11 protein-coding genes are annotated in these 17541 nt (G+C 72.2%); 7 read left to right on the top strand and 4 right to left on the bottom strand.

Translation table 11 applies throughout. The annotated features are described in order from the left end of the window. Nucleotides 1–2433, bottom strand: a 2433-nt coding sequence (locus G3I40_RS11320) for a glycosyl hydrolase (protein ID WP_203643853.1), incomplete at its 3' end; no start/stop codon positions are given. A gap of 525 nt (nucleotides 2434–2958) precedes the next feature. Here G3I40_RS11320 and G3I40_RS11315 point away from each other — a divergent pair. From G3I40_RS11315 to G3I40_RS11305, 3 genes are all read left to right on the top strand, one after another. Further along, nucleotides 2959–4212 (top strand): MFS transporter, encoded by a 1254-nt coding sequence (locus G3I40_RS11315; RefSeq protein ID WP_239091664.1) that lies wholly within the window; start codon nucleotides 2959–2961, stop codon nucleotides 4210–4212. Between the two features lie 63 nt (nucleotides 4213–4275). Next, nucleotides 4276–5304 carry a LacI family DNA-binding transcriptional regulator gene (locus G3I40_RS11310; RefSeq protein ID WP_164302032.1) on the top strand — a complete coding sequence of 343 codons (1029 nt, stop codon included), beginning with the start codon at nucleotides 4276–4278 and terminating at the stop codon, nucleotides 5302–5304. 203 nt (nucleotides 5305–5507) lie between these two features. Next, on the top strand, nucleotides 5508–6959 hold the full coding sequence (locus G3I40_RS11305; protein ID WP_343244894.1) for an L-fucose/L-arabinose isomerase family protein: 1452 nt from the start codon (nucleotides 5508–5510) through the stop codon (nucleotides 6957–6959). A gap of 5 nt (nucleotides 6960–6964) precedes the next feature. Here G3I40_RS11305 and G3I40_RS11300 read toward each other — a convergent pair whose 3' ends face one another. Then, nucleotides 6965–7237, bottom strand: a complete 273-nt coding sequence (locus G3I40_RS11300) for a hypothetical protein (RefSeq protein WP_164302031.1) — start codon at nucleotides 7235–7237, stop codon at nucleotides 6965–6967. Nucleotides 7238–7464: 227 nt separating this feature from the next. Between G3I40_RS11300 and G3I40_RS11295 the strand changes: the two genes are divergently transcribed. The 4 genes from G3I40_RS11295 to G3I40_RS47035 all read left to right on the top strand — a co-directional run bounded on the left by G3I40_RS11295 (nucleotide 7465) and on the right by G3I40_RS47035 (nucleotide 13209). Beyond that, nucleotides 7465–8790 carry an MFS transporter gene (locus G3I40_RS11295; protein ID WP_239091663.1) on the top strand — a complete coding sequence of 442 codons (1326 nt, stop codon included), beginning with the start codon at nucleotides 7465–7467 and terminating at the stop codon, nucleotides 8788–8790. Between the two features lie 179 nt (nucleotides 8791–8969). Beyond that, entirely contained in the window at nucleotides 8970–10154 is a 1185-nt protein-coding gene (locus G3I40_RS11290) for a helix-turn-helix domain-containing protein (RefSeq protein WP_164302030.1), read from the top strand. Between the two features lie 137 nt (nucleotides 10155–10291). Beyond that, entirely contained in the window at nucleotides 10292–11779 is a 1488-nt protein-coding gene (locus G3I40_RS47040) for a long-chain fatty acid--CoA ligase (protein ID WP_343244893.1), read from the top strand. Continuing rightward, complete coding sequence (locus G3I40_RS47035; protein WP_343244892.1) at nucleotides 11776–13209, top strand: carboxylesterase family protein; 1434 nt, start codon at nucleotides 11776–11778, stop codon at nucleotides 13207–13209. The genes G3I40_RS47040 and G3I40_RS47035 overlap by 4 nt, the downstream gene beginning before the upstream one ends. Nucleotides 13210–13315: 106 nt before the next feature. On the opposite strand, the gene G3I40_RS11280 is transcribed toward G3I40_RS47035, so the two are convergent. After that, nucleotides 13316–16357: a glycosyl hydrolase gene (locus G3I40_RS11280; RefSeq protein WP_164302029.1), complete on the bottom strand. Its 3042-nt coding sequence runs from the start codon at nucleotides 16355–16357 to the stop codon at nucleotides 13316–13318. Between the two features lie 105 nt (nucleotides 16358–16462). After that, a partial coding sequence (locus tag G3I40_RS11275; protein WP_164302028.1) for a hypothetical protein occupies nucleotides 16463–17541 on the bottom strand: 1079 nt, incomplete at its 5' end.

Here is a 17541-nt window from a genome sequence, read left to right as displayed (position 1 = left end):
GCGGCCCGCCGCGAACAACGCCCGCAGCGCGTCGGCCAGTTCACCGTCGTGTCCCTCGGCCTCCCTGACCGGCAGGTCGCCGACGGCGACCACGCACCCGCCGCCGCGCACGAAACGCTCCAGCGTGCGGACGGTGCCGAGGGCCAGCAGCGGCGTCGCGGGCAGTACTACGGTCCGGTACTCCTGCCGACCGACGATCAGCCGGTCGCCGTCCGCGCGGGCGCTCACCCGCAGCGCGGGATCCGCGGTCAGCGCGCCCTCGTCGAGCAGGTCGAAGTCGACCTGCCGGTCCTCCAGCGCGTGGGCGGCCGCCATGAACTCCTGGTCGAGCCGGTCGGCGAGGTCCTTGGTGTCCTGTACGCACTCCACGGCCCGCTGCGGCTGGATCAGCGCCGTCCGCGCCCGTGCGGGAGCGCGGCAGGCCTCCATCAGGCGGCCGGTCCACTCGACGAGCGGCCGCGACAGGTCCCACCACGGGTTCACCGACTGAAAGGGCGGGGGATAGACGATGTCCTTGTCGTTGCTGAACCGGGCGTGCAGCAAGGTGTGGTTGACACCGCGCACCGCGAAAGCGCCGATCACTTCGCGGGTGAAGGCAGGGGTGACGGGCCATCCGGTGCCGCCCATCGCCTCCAAGTACGTGCGTTCCTTGCCGAGTTGGTGAGCGGCGCTGGCGGGCCAGCGCGACAGGGTGCGGTGATAGCCGCGCTGATAGTGGTCGAAGATCAGGTCGGTGCCCGGGACCTGTGCCCACTGGTGGGTCGTGTTGAGGTTCCCGGAACTGCCCAGTTGTTCTGCGGGGCCGTACTCGTCCCACAGGGGGTTGGAGATGAAGCCCAGTTCGTGCGCGGCCATCCAGGCGCCCTGGCGCCGGTAGTAGGCCTGCGCGTAGCGGTTGGACACGGCACGCCAGAAGACTCCGCGCAGCTGCTGTCCCGAGGCGCCGAGGTCCGCATGGGCGGCCGCGAGGGCAGCGCCGGGCCCGGTGCCGAGCCGCTCCAACTCGTCGTCCAGGGAAGGCGACCAGGGCAGTGCGTCGAGTCCGTGCCCGTCGGAGGAGGCGAGATAGGGCTCGTCGTCGGCGAAGCCGCGCAGCACGGTGCCGACGGCCCACGGGAAGCGGCGTACGTACTCGCCCGCCACGGTGTCCAGGAACAGGTCCACCGCTTCGTCGTCCATCAGGTCGAGATAGTGACGCGATTCCCCCGCGGCCTGGGCGAGTTGCCGTAGCGGGAACAGGGCCAGGCGCCACGATCCGGACGGTGCCGTCCACGTCGCGCCGGTCCGGGCCTCGCGGGTCAGGTCGATCAAGTCGTCTGCGCCGGTGGCCTCTTGGGGCCAGGCCGCGGCAGCGACGAGTGCGGCGGGCTCCGGCAGTGCGAAGTCCTTCAGTGCCGTACGCGAGGTGAAGTCCTGTTGGTACAGCGTGGTGCCGTCGGCGCCGTCCACGCGGAGTACGTCCCAGGAGGCGCGCTGGTCGGCGGTGGCCCGCACACCGATCCGGCCGCGCGCGACGCCCAGGCCGTCGAGTGCCGGCAGGTCCCTGCCGTCCAGGGAGAGCTGCATCCGGTCGGCGCGCAGGGCGACGATGAGCGCGTGGTCGGCGGACGCGTCGAAGCCGTCGACCGCGTCGCCGCGGCGGATGTTCTCGAATCCGCCGTCGGTCTGCCGCCACACGTCCACGCCGCCGTCCGTGCGCAGTTCCACCAGCAGGCCGTTGTCCTCGTCGCGGCAGCGCACCGTGAGTCCCGCCGTGCCGCGTTCCGGGCGCACGGTGGCGTGGACGTCGTGGTCGGCCCAGTCGGAGCCGTCGCGGAGCAGGACGACGCCGTCGTGCAGGGACGCGTCCACGACGAGGCGCCCCCCGGCGACCGACAGCGCGTCGGCGACGAGCGGGACGGCGGTCCCCCCGGGCACGTCGAGGAAGACGTGACCCACGCCCTTGAGTCCGTGCTCGGGCCGTGGCGGCAGCGTGCGCCCGCCCACCGTCCCGCCGCCGACGACGAGCCCGGCGGCCCGGCCGCTCGGGAAGTAGTCGTCGTTGAACAACCACACGTGCATGCCGTGCCGCTGGGCCTCGCGCAGCGTGAACTCGACGACCGAGAACCAGCCCTCGGAGAAGAACGCCGGCTGGAGGGCGGCGGTCTGGAAGGGGAAGACGAGGACTTCGAGGATGCCCTTGTCGCGCAGATCGGCGAGGTGGTCCCGGACGAGATCGGTCGTGACGCTGCCGTTCCAGAACCACAGGACGGTCGGCACGCTGTCGGCCCGCGGGTGCGAGAAGCGCGCCCCGCTGAACCCCCCGTCCGGCGCGGGCGCGGCGGCGGCCCGGTCCGGGCCGACCAGGGACGAGCCCGCGAACAGTCCCGCGGCGCCGGCGAGCGCGAGCACCGTGCGCCGGGACGGCAGCGACGCATCATGGGCGGCGGACACGCCGACAACTGGTGTGACGTTCAACGGTGCTCCACGGGGTCGAGGGGAAGGGCAGACCATGAAACGTTTCATGGACGGTAGGGGTTTCCGGAGGGGGCCGTCAACGGTTACGACGGCGTGAAATCCCTTTGCCGGGGCGGTGGTTGGCCCACGCCCGGACCGCCCGGCGGATGCGGTGTATCGGGGCCGATCCATCGCCTTGTCCGGCTATCGAGTCCTGTTCCCGATATAGGACATATGGTCGCGAGGGCGCGTCTTGCGCAGTTCGTGACCTCGGCGCCGGCCCGGCGTGCCGGTATGCGTCCCGCGGAACCCTTGCTTTTTCGGCGCCGGGCGTGACAGCGTCCCGGAGTCACATGATTGAAACGCTTCATTCATAGGCGAGTTCAAGAGGTGACGTACGACCCGCCCGGCGTGGCGCAGACGCCGGGCCGATTCTTTCGCTCGACCACTGCCGAGAGGGCACCAGCGATGCGCATCGGGGCAACGGACACACGAGGTTGGAAGGCGACGGTATCCGTCGCCATGTCCAACTACATCGAGGCGGGGTCGATCATCGCGATCGCCACCAGTCTCAGCCTGTGGCAAGAACGCTTCGGCGTCGACGACTTCGCCGTGGGGCTGCTGGCCGCGCTCAGCGCCAACGCCTTCGGTGCGGCGATCGGCGCCGTCATCGGGGGACCGCTGTGCGACCGCTACGGCCGCAAGTTCATCTACACGTACGACCTGCTGCTCTACATGCTCGGCGTCCTGATGGCCGCGGCGGCCGTCAGTTACGGGATGCTGCTCGCGGCGTTCCTGATCACCGGCATCGCGGTGGGCGCAGGCGTGCCCGCCTCGTGGACCTACATCGCGGAGGAGGCCCCGCCCGAGCAGCGGGCCAAGCGCGTCGGCGCCGCCCAGCTCGCCTGGTCCATGGGCCCGGTGATCGGCTTCCTGCTGGCCGTCGTGCTGACCGGACCGCTGGGCCTGCTGGGCAGCCGTCTCATCTTCCTGCACCTCTTCGTGGTGGCCTTCGTGGTCTGGTGGATCCGGCAGGGGCTGAGCGAGTCGGCCCTGTGGAAGTCCAGCAGGGAGAGCCCGGACGGCAAGGGCGGGCTGCGCGAAGTGTTCTCGCGGCGCCCGAACGTCAAGGCGCTGCTGTTCCTCTTCGGGATCTACGGCTTCTGGGGCGTGGTCGCCGGCCAGATGGGCATCTTCATGCCCCGCGTCTACGAGACCTCGGGCGTGGAGAGCACCGCCCAGCAGAACCTGCTGCAGGTGCTGATGTGGTCGGTCACCGTGCTGTCCACGTACTTCGGGTTCATGAAGTACGGCGACCGGATCAGCCGTCGCCTCCTGTACGTCGTGGGTGCGGCGCTGGCGGTCGTCGCCTGGGTGCTCCTGGTGTTCGTCCATGCGACGCTGCCCGTGCTGCTGGCGTTCGCCGTCTGCTGGGGCCTGTCCGCGGGCATCGGCGCCCAGGCCTTCTACGCGGTGTGGACCAGCGAAATGTTCGCCACCCGGTACCGGGCCGGCGCCCAGGGAGTGCTCTTCTTCGCCGCGCGGGTGTCGATCGGCGGGCTCAGCTACTACTTCCCGACCATGCTCGACCACCAGGGCGTGCCCGCCGTCGGCCTCGTGATGATCGGGCTGCTCGTCCTCGCCCTCGTCATCGGGGCGCTCTGGGCGCCGCAGACCCAGGGCAGGACCTTGCAGGAGATCGAGGCGGAACGGTACGGGGAGGTGCTCTCGGACGCGCCGGCGGAGCGCGTGCGGGCGGCCCGGGTCACGACCTGAACCCTCCGGGCGCCCCGTCGGCCTGCCGGTAGGGTGGGCCGGTCGGCGAGATCGGAGGGGACGATGGCCAACATCAAGGATGTGGCACGGCTTGCGGGCGTGTCCCTGGGCACGGTCAGCAACGTGCTCAACCATCCCGACCGGGTCGGTCCCGAACTGAAGGCCCGGGTCGAGAGTGCCATCGCCGAGCTCGGGTTCGTGCGCAGCGAGCCCGCCCGGCAGCTGCGCGCGGGGCAGAGCCGCACCATCGCCGTCGTGGTCCTGGACATCGCCAACCCGTTCTTCGCCGAACTCATCGCGGGCGCCGAGGACGTGGCCGCCGCGCACGACGCCGCGGTGATCGTCTGCAACAGCGCGGGCGATCCCGCGCGGGAGACGGCACACTTGCGTCATCTGGGCCAGCAGCGGGTGTTGGGCGTCCTCCTGTCGCCGATCCAGGAGACCGCCGCGGCCCAGCTGCTCGCCGCCCAGCGCAGCCGGCCGCCGGTGGTGTTCGTCGACCGGGTGCCCACCGGCCCCGGGTTCGCCTCGGTCTCCGTCGACGACGTGCACGGCGGCGCGCTGGTGGGCGAGCTGCTCGCCGCCGCCGGGCACCAGCGGGTCACGTACGTCGCCGGGCCGGCCGCGCTGCGTCAGGTGACCGACCGGTTGCACGGGCTGCGGGCCACCTTCCGCGGCCACGAGATCGACGTCGTCCACGTCGAGGAGATGACCATCCGTGCGGGCGCACGCGCGCTCGGCGAGCTGTACGCCCGCCCCGCCGACCGGCGCCCCCAGGCGCTGTTCTGCGCGAACGACCTGCTGGCGATCGGCGCGGTGAACGCGGCGATGCGGCTGGGCATCGCCGTGCCGCAGGAGCTGGCGATCGTCGGGTACGACGACATCGACTTCGCCGAGACCGCGGGGGTGGCCCTCACGACCGTGCGCCAGCCCGCCCGTGAGATCGGCCGGCGCGCGGCGCAGCTGCTCCTGGAAGAGGTGGCCGATCCCACCGCCGAGCGCCCCACCGTGGTGTTCCGGCCCGAGCTGGTGACCCGCACCTCCAGCGGCCCCGCACCCGCCGGGTCGCTCATGGAGCACCGCGCGGGCTGAGGCGTGTTGCGAGGGTCCCGTTGCGAAGGCCTCGTCTACCCCGCGGTGCGGGCGGACGACGGGACTCCCGCGTACGCCCCAGGTCTCGACTCGCCTTCCGTCCGGGCCTCTTGACGCACTCCCGCACGCGCTTTACGGTCCCGGTCGGCCATGTTTTGAAACGTTTTTGACCGAGAAAGTCGACTGATCAGAAGGAGCCACCCGTGCCTACGGACATCACTGCGCTCGACGCGGCGGGACTGCCCCGGACGAGCTTCCGCAAGACGAGGATCGGCCTGGTCGCGGGTGGTCTCGCTGCCTACTGGCCGCAGTTCCCCGGGTTGCGTGAGCAGCTCGAAGGATCGGCTCGCGAGGTTCGTGAACGATTCAGCGCCATGGGATGCGAGGTCGTCGACGTCGGCTTCGTGTCCGACGCCCAGGAAGCGGCCGGCGCGGCCGACCGGCTGCGTACGGCCGATTGCGATCTCGTCGTCACCTTCCTGACGACCTATCTGACGGCGTCGATGGTGCTGCCGATCGCCCAGCGCGGTCAGGCGCCCGTCCTCGTCATCGACCTGCAGCCGACCGCTGCCATGGACCACGACTCCTTCGACACCGGAAAGTGGCTCGCCTACTGCGGCCAGTGCCCGCTCCCGGAGATCGCCAACGTCTTCCGCCGGGCCGGGATCCCCTTCCGGTCCGTGACGGGACACCTGCGCGATGAGCACGCCTGGGCGCGGATCGAGCGCTGGATCCGGGCCGCCGACGTGCGCGCCGCCATGCGGCACGGGCGGCACGGCCTCATGGGACATCTCTATCCGGGAATGCTCGACGTCTCCACCGATCTGACGCTGGTCTCCGCTCAGTTCGGCTCGCACGTGGAAGTCCTCGAAGTGGACGATCTGCGCGTTCGTGTCGCCGAAGTGACGGACGATCAGGTGGACGAGCGGGTCGCCGTGGCCCGCAAGGTGTTCACCTTCGACGAGTCGGTCGTCGACGAGGACCTGCGCTGGGGCGCCAAGGTGTCGGTCGGCCTGGACCGGCTCGTCGAGGACTTCGCCCTGGACTCCCTCGCCTACTACCACCGGGGCCTCGACGGTGAGACGCACGAGCGGCTGGGCGCCAGCATGATCCTGGGCGCGTCGCTGCTCACGGCCCGCGGTGTCCCCGCCGCCGGGGAGTACGAACTGCGCACCAGCCTCGCCATGTTGATGGCCGACCGCCTCGGCGCGGGCGGTTCCTTCACCGAACTGCAGGCCCTGAACTTCGACGACGGCGTCGTCGAGATGGGGCACGACGGACCCGCCCACCTCGCCATCAGCAGTGCGGACCCGCTGCTGCGCGGCCTCGGCGTGTACCACGGCAAGCGCGGCTGGGGCGTCAGCGTGGAGTTCGACGTGCAGCACGGCCCGGTGACCACGTTCGGCCTGGGACAGGAGGCGGACGGCACGTACACCGTGATCGCCTCGGAGGGCGAGGTGGTCCCCGGCCCGCTGCTGCGGATCGGCAACACCACCTCGCGCGTCGCCTTCGGCTGCGACCCCGGCGAGTGGACGGACGCCTGGAGCGCCTCCGGCATCGGACACCACTGGGCGTTGTGCGTCGGGCACCGTGCGAAGGACCTGAAGGCGGTGGCCGATCTGCTCGGCCTCCCGTTCGTCCACGTGAAGGTGTGAGCCGCCTACTTCGGCAACATGTCGTCCCCCGGCGCGCGTTCGACGAACCGGCTCAACCGGTACGAGGTCAGCCGCGCCGGGCGGCGGCACAGCGTCTCGACGCGGAGCGTCGACTCGTCGGTCCGCGCGGCCCGGAGCCCGCGCAGGTGCGCCCGCAGCTCCGCTTCGTCCTGCGTCTCCAGCACCACTTCCCACCGGCCCGCGTCCGGCGCGTTGCGCGCGTCCTGACGCCGCCGCAGGGCCTCCTGGCGCCGCTTCCTCCTCGCCTGTCCCGGCACCGGCCCAGGATCCCCGGCCGACGTCGGTACGGCAAGGGATAGGCCCGCGCCCAGGGGGTCGTCGTCCGAGGTGGGCGCCTGCACATGGCAGGTGCCGAGCGTCGTCCTCAATGCTGAACACCCACCGGCGACGCCCCCGCCGCCGTGGTGACGGCGACGTGCGGGCGGCTCTCTCCTCGACGCACACCCCGGCGCACGGTCGACGTGTGCCCGCGGGAAGGACTGTGATGTTCACTCAACCCGACGCGGTGCACACGGCCGCGACCCGTCTCGCGATGCGGCGCCTGCTGCCCCTGCTCGGCCTCGCCTACTTCATGTCGTACGTGGACCGCACGAACATCGCCCTGGCCAAGACCCACCTGGAGGCCGACATCGGTGTCGGCGCCGCCGCGTACGGGCTGGGCGCGGGGATCTTCTTCGTCAGCTACGCACTCCTGGAGGTGCCCAGCAACCTCGTGCTCCACCGGGTGGGAGCGCGTGTGTGGATCGCGCGGATCGCGGTGAGCTGGGGTCTGGTCTCGGCGGCCATGATGTTCGTCCGCGGCGAGACCTCGTTCTACGTGTTGCGGTTCGTGCTCGGCGCCGCCGAGGCCGGGCTGTATCCGGCCCTGATGTACACCGTCACGCTCTGGTTCGCCCAGCGCCACCGGGTGCCCGTGGTCGGACTCGTCTACACGGCGCCCGCGCTCGCGACGATCCTGGGCGGCCCGGCCGGGGGAGGCCTGATGAGCCTCGACGGCGCGGCCGGGCTCACGGGCTGGCAGTGGATGTTCCTCGTCGAGGGACTGGTGACCGTCGTGATCGGGCTGCTCGTGTGGCGCGTACTGCCCAGCCGCCCGCAGGACGCCCGGTGGCTGTCGCCGCAGCAGGCCGCGGCGCTGTCCGAACGCGCGGCCGCCCACGACACCCCGTCGCCGCAGCGTCTGCGCGGGAACTTCCGGCTGGCCTTCGCGCGTCCCGTCGTGCTGCTCCTGGCCGCCACCTATCTGGTGAACCAACTCGTCGCGTCCGCGGTCGGGTTCAACCTCCCGTCGATCGTCGAGGACCTCGGCGTCGCGGGAACCATGTCCATCGGGCTGGTCACCGGCAGCATGGGCGTGGCCATCCTGGGCGGCGTGCTGTTCTTCCCGTGGCTGCAGGGGCGGGTCGGCAACGACACCGGGCTGATCGTGCTGTGTGCCCTGGCCGGGACGGCGACCATGGCCCTGTATCTGACGGCCGACGCGGCCCCCTCGCGGTTCGCCCTGCTCTTCGTCGCCAACTTCTTCCTGATGGGGACGCTGCCCCTGTTCTGGTCGGTGGCGATGTCCCGCATGTCCGGCCTGATGGCCGCGGCGGGACTTGCCTTCATCAACACGGTCGGGCTGCTGGGCGGGTTCGTCGGTCCGCTGGTCTTCGGGCTCATCGAGGACCGCACCGGCAGCGCCCGTGCTCCCTTCGCGTTCGTCGTCGTCGCGGGTCTGGTCGGGAGCCTGCTGGCCGGCGCCCTGAAGTGGACCGTGAGCCGGGAGCGGGAGCCCGTGCGCGCCCAGGTCGCCGCGGCCGCCGAGTAGCCGGGCCGAGTAACCAGGCAGAAAGGGACCGTCGAGTAGTACCGCGCAGAAGTCGACTAGTACCGCGCATGAGGCGGGAAGGCCCGGGCCTTGTGCCGTCGCCCAGCCGGAGCACCCGCCTGCTGGGCGACGGCCCCCTCCTCTTCCCCCTGAGCAGGGCAGATGCCTATCCTGCGGCCATGAATGACGAGCTGGCGCTGCGTCGTGAGCTGGCCGCGACACTGCTCGACGACCTCGACCCCCTCATCGGCGACCTCGCGGCCGACATCTGTGCGCACAGCACCCGCTACGCGAGCGGACGCCCGGTGACCCACGAGGACCTGCGGCTCACCCTGCGCGGCAACATGGAACTCGCGCTCAACGAATTCGGCCAACTTCCCTCCCGCGAAGGCCGGTTCGAGGACGTGGCCGCCGGCAACGGGCGCCTGCGCGCCGAACAGGGCATGCCGCTGGCGACCGTGCTGCGCGCCTACCGGCGCGGCGGCCGCGTGCTGTGGCAGGCGATGGCCGACTGGATGCGGGACCGGCCGCCCGCCCAGCAGCGCATGGTCGGGGACATGGCGGGCGTGGTCTGGGAGACCATCGACCGGTTCTCCTCCGCCATGGCCGACGCGTACCGGCTGCGGACCCTGGAGCTGGAGCACCGGGAAGCCTCCCGGCGCGGCGCCCTGTTCGAGGCGCTCCTCGACGGGCGGGGCGGCGACCCGGCCGTCGCCGCCGCTGCCGCGACCGCACTGGGCGTGCCCCGGTACGAGCGGTACGCGGTCGTCGTGGTCGCCCAGGACGCCCAGGACCCCGCGGCACCGGTCGATCCGGCACCCGCCCTGGACGCCGCGGGCCTGTGGTCGCTGTGGCGGCCGCGAGCGGAGACCGTCGCCGGCCTGGTGCGGGTCGGGACCGCCGACCCGGCGCTGCTCACCGACACGCTGCGCCACAAGGTAGGCCTGCGGGCCGGAATCTCCCCGCTCTTCGGGGAGCTGGCCCTCGCCGACCAGGGACTGCGTCTGGCCCAGCGCGCACTGGCGACGCTCCCCGAGGGCGGCGGACAGGTGGCCGACCTCGACGAGCGGCTGGTGCACGCCGCCCTCGGCGCGGAGCCGGAGATCGCCGACCGTCTCGTCCTGCGCTACCTGGACGGGGTCCTGCGCAGCGGCAGCGAACGCCCCGACCTGCTGCGGACGCTGCGGGTGTGGCTCGACTCCGGCTGCTCGGCCTCCCGTACGGCGACGCAGCTGTTCTGCCATCGCAACACGGTCCTCAACCGCATCAGCAGGGTCGCCGAACTCACCGGCTGGCCGGCCGACTCCGGCGAGGCCCGGCTCGGCTGGGCGTTGGCGCTGCGCGCGGTCGACCCGGCTCTTTGACCCGGCGGAGGGGGAGCGGGTGCCGCTGCCCAGCGTGCGCCCGCCGCGAGCTGGGCCGTTGCACATGGCACCCGCCACGGGAATGGCGCAGGCTGAGGCGGCCGGAGATCACCGTTCGTATCGGCAAGGGAGCCGCCGTGCAGTTGAACGTCGCCACGATCCTGCAAGAGTCCGCCGTCCGTCATCCCGACCGGACGGCGGTGGTCGACGACGGTGCCCGCATCAGCTACGGCACGCTGTGGCGCGACGCGCTCCGCTTCGCCGGCCGCCTGCGCGCCCACGGCATCGGGCCGGGCGACCGCGTCGCGCTGCTGCTGCCCAACACCGCCGCGTTCCCGCGTGCCTACTACGGAGCCCTCGCCGCAGGTGCGACGGTCGTGCCCGTCCACGCCCTGCTCGTGGCCGACGAGGTCTCCTACGTCCTGCGGCACAGCCGGTGCCGCGCCGTCGTCACGGCCGACGCGCTCGCCCCCGTGGCCGAGGCGGCCGCCGCCGACGTCGGCATCGACGTACTGCGCGCGGACGGCGAAGGGGCAGCGGCACTGGAGCGTGCCGAGCCGCGCCGCCCCGACGACACGGCCGTCATCCTCTACACGAGCGGCACCACCGGCAGGCCCAAGGGCGCCCTGCTCACGCACGCCAACCTGGTCATGAACGCCACCATCTGCGCACAGGACCTGTTCGCGCTCACGCCCGACGACGTCGTCCTGGGCTGCCTGCCGCTCTTCCACAGCTTCGGCCAGTCCTGCGCCATGAACGCCGCCCTGCGCGCCGGATCCACCCTCGTCCTGTGCTCCCGCTTCACCGGCCCCGGCGCACTGGAGATCCTGGCCGCGGAGGGCATCACGGTCTTCATGGGCGTACCCACCATGTACCACGCGCTGACCACGGCCGCGGGCGACGACGGGCCGGTGCCCGGCACCCTGCGCCTGGCCGTCTCCGGCGGAGCGGCGCTGCCCGCCGCCGTCCTCGAACGCTTCGAGGAGACGTTCGGGGCCGTGATCCTCGAGGGGTACGGACTGACCGAGACCTCACCGGCCGCCACCTTCAACCAGCTGTCGCGGGGCCGGAGTCCGGGCACTGTCGGCCATCCCATCTGGGGCGTCGAGACGGGCATCGCCGACCCGGGTGCCGAGGACCGCATCGTGCTCCTGGACGACGGCGAGATCGGCGAGGTCGTGCTGCGCGGCCACAACATCTTCGCCGGGTACCTCGACAACCCCGAGGCGACCGCGGCCGCCGTCGTCGACGGCTGGTTCCGCACGGGCGACCTGGGAGTGCGGGACGCCGACGGCCGGCTCACGATCGTCGACCGCAAGAAGGACCTCATCATCCGCGGCGGCTTCAACGTCTACCCCCGCGAAGTCGAGGAGATCCTCGCCCGCCACCCCTGCGTCGCCCAGGTCAGCGTCGTCGGACTGCCCGACGAGGCCAAGGGGGAGGAGATCTGCGCGGCCGTCGTGCTGCGCCCGGGAGCGGACGAGGCGCCCGAGTCGATCGTCGCCTGGGCTCGCGAACGGCTCGGCAAGCACAAGTACCCGCGGATCGTACGGCTGTTGACGGAGCTCCCGCTCGGGCCGAGCGGAAAGATCCTCAAGCGCGAGCTCCAGAAGGAGTGCGCGTGAGCATCGTCGAGACCGCACACGGCGCCGTGCGCGGCACCGTCGAGAACGGCATCACCGTCTTCCGCGGCATCCCGTACGCGGCCGCTCCCGTGGGGCCCCTGCGCTTTCGCCCGCCCGCCCCCGTCGAGCCCTGGCAGGGCATCCGGGAGACCACCGCGTTCGGCCCCACCGCCCCCAAGAACCCCTACGCGGCGCCGCTGGACGCACTGCTGCCCGATCCGGACATCGCCGGTGACGCCTGCCTCAACCTCAACGTCTGGGTGCCCGCACCGAGTGACGGCCCCCGGCCGGTCATGGTGTGGATCCACGGCGGTTCCCTGCGCAACGGCTCCTCCGCCGTCCCCACCTACGACGGCGCCGCCTTCGCCCGGGACGGCGTCGTCCTCGTCTCCCTCAACTACCGCCTCGGCATCGAGGGGTTCGGCGTCTTTCCCGACGCTCCGGCCAACCTCGGCCTGCACGATCAGCTGGCCGCCCTGACCTGGGTGCGCGACAACATCGGTGCCTTCGGCGGCGACCCGGACCACGTCACCGTGTTCGGGGAGTCGGCCGGCGCCACCAGCATCGGCGCACTGCTGGCGAGCCCCCGCGCCCAGGGACTCTTCCGCCGGGCCGTGCTGCAGAGCGGCACCCCCACGGCCGTCGCGCCCGCGACGGCGGCGCGCACCACCACGTCCCTCGCCGAACACCTCGGCATCGCGCCCACCGCCGAGGCCTTCGCGCGGGCGGACCGCGGCCGGCTCCTGGCCGCACAGCGGGCCGTGACGCAGCGTGGCAACCCGCTGACCGGCGGCCTCGGTTTCCACATCGTGCTCGACGACGACGTCGTACCACGGGACCCCGCCGCCGCACTGGCGGACGGTGCGAGCGACGGCACAGACGTCCTCATGGGCAGCACCACCGACGAGTACCGGCTGTGGTTCGTGCCCAGCGGGCTCGTCGACCGGATCGGCGAGCTGACCCTGCGGGCGGCCCTGATCAAGCAGCGGGCGCCGTGGCGGGCCGCCCGCGTCTACCGTGCCGGCAGGCCCGGGGCGTCCCCCGGCGAGATCCTCGGCGCCATCGCCACCGACACGCTCCTGCGCGTCCCGATGAACCGCCTCGCCGACGCACGCGCGCGGAGGCCCGGACGCACGCACGTCTACGAGTTCGCGTGGCCGTCGCCGGTACAAGGGCTCGGCGCCTGCCACGCCCTGGAGCTCGGCTTCGTCTTCGACACCCTCGACGCACCGGACACGCGCCTGCTCACGGGCGACAGCGCGCCCCGCTCGCTGGCCCGCGCGATGCACGCGGCATGGGTGTCCTTCGCCACCGACGGCGACCCGGGCTGGCCGCGGTGGGACGAGGACCGGCCCGTCATGACCTTCGGCGCCCAGGGAGCCACCCTCGTCGCGTCCCCGCGAGAGCAGGAGCGCCGCCTCTGGCGGTGAGCGCACCGCACCCGCGACGCGTTCCCGCTGCACCCCAACGCCGTCGGCCCGGGCATCCGGCGATGCCCGGGCTGCGCCTGTGTGACCCGGCGCCGCCTTCAGGGCCTCAGCCGTCCGCGGGGTGGACGACCGCGACCGCGAACGGGGTGAACCGGACGGGGCCGCGCAGCCCGTACGACGAGGTGCGCGAGCTGGACTTGTTGTAGTGGGTCACGGCGTTGCGCAGTGTCGTGCGCACCACGACCCGGACCTCGTTGGCACCCGCCTTCAGGTGGGCGGTGACATCCCAGGTGACCCCGGAGACGACCTGCGTTCCCACGGCCTTGCCGTTGAGCAGGACTTCGGCGGTGCCGTCGACGTCGCCGAGGTCCAGCCGTACACCCCTCCCGCGCCCGACCCAGTGCTCGGGGACGGTGAGGGTGCCGGTGTAGGTGCCGACGCCGGAGGCCGAGGCGATCTGCTCGCGGTCGCGCCAGTCCCACAGGGGGTAGGTGCCGGACAGCGCGGGGAGGGTGGTCGTGCGGGGGCCGTCGGGAGTGTCGGCCTCGACCGACAGGCTCCAGGTGTACGGGCCCGGATGCGCGACATCCTCGTGTGCGGGCCGCGCGGTGGTGGTGACCCGGCGTCCGTCGCTCAAGGTGAACGTCCTGGTGCCCGCACGGGTGGTGTGCAGTTCGATCCGGCCGTCCACCACGATGAGGTCGTCGAGCGCGGTGTCGACCACGTGCACGGGGGCCGTGCCGCGGGTGTCGAGAGCGAGCACGCGGGTCTCCCGTGCCCGCAGCCGCGTGGGCACGCGCGTGCGTCCCCCCTCGACCGAGTACTGGGCGGCGGGTTCGACGGAGCCGTCCCACAGGTCGAGTACACGCACGGCGCCGGTGCCCTCGATCGCCGGGGTGAACTCCACGACGTCGTCCGTGGGGTTGTACAGGAACAGGTACCGCACGCCGTCGGCGTAACGGAGTTGCGTCAGCACGTGGGCGCCGCTCCAGGAGACCCGCGGGCGGACGCCGAGTCCGCGCAGGGCGCCGAGGACGTCGGCCTGCGTCGCGACCCGTTTCGCGTGGCGGCCTCGCAGCACCCGTGCGACGGTCTCGGCCACCTTCCGGTCGTCGTTGCCGTCCGTCCTGAACCCCGTTGCGGTGTGCGGGAGTTCACCGACGAAGACGACAGCGACACCGGCGTCCGCGGCCCGCTCGACGGCCTCGGCCGCAGCGAGCGGCAGGGCGCGCTCGTCCACGACCAGGGCGCGGTACTGGGGCCCCGACGGGCACAGCACGCGGCGCCCGACAGCGCCCTTCTCCGCGAGCCCCTCCGGATCGATGAACTGGAGGGAGTAACCGTCCCGTTCGAGGGCGAGCGCGTCGAACAGCGCCGCCGGCTGGGTGCCCTCGTCCGAGGACAGACGGGCAGCGGTGGTGAGAAAGCCGTCCCGGTAGACGGCCACGTCGGTGCGCGGTGCACCCGCTTCCAGGACGAGCGTGCCCCGGGCCCAGTACGCGGTCGTCCGGGCGAGGGCGGGCCACTGTGGGTTGTGGCGGTCGTTGAAGCTGTCGAGGCTGTCGCCGAAGCGGTACTTGCCCGGCCAGGGCGCCCCCGCGCTCATGTACTGGAATCCGTGCAGGAACGGCTGGGTGATGCCGGCCGCCCACTCCTTGTCGATCATCTCCTTGTAGTCGCCCGGGGTGACTTGATGGCACTGCTCGGGCTGGGCGCCCAACTCGGTGGAGACGCGCAGGGTGCCGCCCTGGTGGGCGCCGCTCACCACGACGCGCTGCCAGTCGAGGGCGTAGCGCCACCCGTAGGCGCGGATGCCCGTGGGGAAGCGGTCGCCCGAGTTGTACGACTCGCCCTCCACCCGGCCGCCCGCGCGGGCCAGTTCACGGTTGCTGCGGATGGGCTCCAGGTCCTGGCCGTAGGCCGCCTGGGCCTTGAGCGACATGCCGTAGCCGCGCGCCCAGTCCTGGTAGGGCCTCAGGTGCTGCTCCACGTAGAGGTCGGTGAGCAGCCGGTAGTAGTCGGCGCGCACCTTGGGGCCCTGGCCGTCGTCCAACACGAAGTCCGCCGTGGGAGGCCGGGCCGGAACCCAGTACCGGCACATGCCGTGCTGGAACATGAGCGGCAAGTAGGCGGTCATGTCGTAGCCGCGCCGTGCCTTGAACTCGGCGGGGAACGACGGCGCCCAGAACAGCGAGTCCGCGTCCAGTTCGAGCGAGTCCTCGAAGAAGTCGTTGCCGTACCGCTTGAGCGCGTCGACGTTGTCCCGGCCCACCTGGTGCTCGTCGAGGTACTCGGTGGCCTTCTTCGCCGCGGCGGCGTCGAAGACGCTCGTCACGCCGCGCTCGCCGTCGCGGCGCCAGAACCCGAAGACGATCCAGTCCCCCCGGGCGGGGGCGCTCCAGGTCAGTCTGCCGTCGGTGACCTGGTCGGTGACGTCGCGCAGTGAACCGGCGTCCAGGACGGTGGACTTGGACGGAACCCTGATGGGGGTGCCGTACGGCGGGCGCTGGCCCTCGGGCAGGAGCTCGGCCGCGGGCCCGCGCTCGACCACGCGGGCGACGGTGGCCGCGACCAGTTCCGCCTTGCGCTTCCTGTCGGGGTCGTCGAAGGGCCAGGGCACCTCACCGGAGAAGCGGCCGTGCTTCGCGTCGGCGCGACCGTACTGCACCTCCTGCTGGGCGTAGCCGGATCCGGCACCCGTGTTGGGCGTCTGCACCGGCCAGTTGGCGCCCATCGTCATGCTCACCCGCAGATCGAGCGAGGCGGCAGCGTCGAGCACGGCGCGCAGGTTCTCGCGCTGGGCGTCGTCGGCCCAGGAATCGGTCGAGTAGGCGATCTCGACCTCACCGAAGCCCGCCTTCGCGATGGCCGTCACCTCGCGCACGCTCTCCTCGACCGACAGCGGTGCCGACCACCACCACCGCACGCCCGGCCTGTGGTGCACGCCCGGCGACCTGAAGGACTCCGCGGTGAAAGGCGCGGGCAGGCGGGCGGAGTTCGCGGCCTCCGCCTGCTCGGCCCGCGCCACCGCGGCGGTGTCGGCCTGCTCCTGTGTACGTGCCTGCGCGTCGCCCGGCAGGGAGACGGCTCCGGTGGTCGCGGTGGCGACCCCGGCCGCGATCAGGGATCTGCGGGAGAACATGGCCATGCCTGCCTCGATTCGTCCGGTGGGCTGGTCGGTGGTTTCGTCCGTCCCCCGCGGGCGGGGCGTGGGAGGGTCCAGGTGAGGTCGGACACCTGCGAGTTGAACGATTCAATCCCGTGGTGGGCGCAGGGGCAGGTCGAGCCAGGCGAGTCCGACGTCGCGGCCCATGTGCGAGGTGTCCTGGGCGGCCCGTCCGTCGTAGAAGACCGCGAGCCGTCCGTTCATGGGGACCACGGACGGCAGGCCGATCACGAAGGGGGACCAGGTGCAGTTGTTGCGGTCCAGCACGACCGCCTTGTCCGCGGGGTCCCAGTGCTCCAGGTCCCGGGTCCAGTAGACCCAGATCGCGTCGGTGTACTCGCCGTGCTCGTCGAGGCCGACGTGGTTGGTGAACAGGAACCACGTGTCGCCTGCGGGCTCGTAGTACAGCGAGGAGTTCTCGACCTGCTCCGCGAGGGGGACGACGGGCCGGTCGTCCGTCCGCCAGGGGCCGTTGAGGTCGCGGGTGCGGGCCAGGCCGATGGTGCGCAGCGTGGCGCCGTTCGCGTCCTGCGTGGAGGCGCTGAAGAACTGCAGGAACCCGCCCCGGTGCCGCACGACGTGGCCGGGGCTCGCCGTCACCGAGTAGTACGTGTCCTGCCCGGGCCGGAAGGGGACCACCTCAGGAGTCTTGGTCCACGGGCCGGCCGGGCCGGGCCCGTGCGCCTTGAGCGTGAGGTAGGGGAAGGCCGGGATGCGGTCCGGGGCAGGGCTGGTGTGGGGAGTTCCCAGGTAGAACATGTGCCAGTCGCCCGGGCCGTTGCGGTACGTGACGCCATAGCTGGCGGATCCGCTGTCGTCCGTTCCCGGCGCTCCGAGGTCGAGGACCGGGCCGTGCCGCGTCCAATGGATTCCGTCCCGGCTCGTGGCCAGCGCGGCGAGCCAGCCCCGGTCGCCGGCCGCGTCGTAGTTCATGTAGAGCGTGCCGCCGTCGCGGTACACCCATACGTCCCGCGCGCCCAGGCGATCGCAGCCGTTCGGCCCGCCGCCGTGGAGGAGGACGGGCCCGGCGTCTCGGGCGTCGAGCCGTTTGGTCGCCACCGGTCGGCCGTCCGGGTAGGACGGCGTCCAGGGGGCGGCCCGCCCGGTGCGGTCGAGGGGTGCCGGATCGCGCCGTGATGCCGGGGCGGCGACGGCGGGTGCGGTGC

Source organism: Streptomyces sp. SID14478, from assembly GCF_010548525.1.
Classification (GTDB): domain Bacteria; phylum Actinomycetota; class Actinomycetes; order Streptomycetales; family Streptomycetaceae; genus Streptomyces.
The sequence above is the reverse complement of the archived record's forward strand: the minus strand, read 5'-3'. Positions and strand labels throughout refer to the sequence as shown.

What these genes read in the sequence shown, in the direction of transcription:
- G3I40_RS11315 (WP_239091664.1), top strand. Translation starts at nt 2,959, where the DNA reads ATGTCCAACTACATCGAGGCGGGGTCGATCATCGCGATCGCCACCAGT.
- G3I40_RS11290 (WP_164302030.1), top strand. Translation starts at nt 8,970, where the DNA reads ATGAATGACGAGCTGGCGCTGCGTCGTGAGCTGGCCGCGACACTGCTC.
- G3I40_RS11295 (WP_239091663.1), top strand. Translation starts at nt 7,465, where the DNA reads ATGTTCACTCAACCCGACGCGGTGCACACGGCCGCGACCCGTCTCGCG.
- G3I40_RS11310 (WP_164302032.1), top strand. Translation starts at nt 4,276, where the DNA reads ATGGCCAACATCAAGGATGTGGCACGGCTTGCGGGCGTGTCCCTGGGC.
- G3I40_RS11280 (WP_164302029.1), bottom strand. Translation starts at nt 16,357, where the DNA reads ATGGCCATGTTCTCCCGCAGATCCCTGATCGCGGCCGGGGTCGCCACC.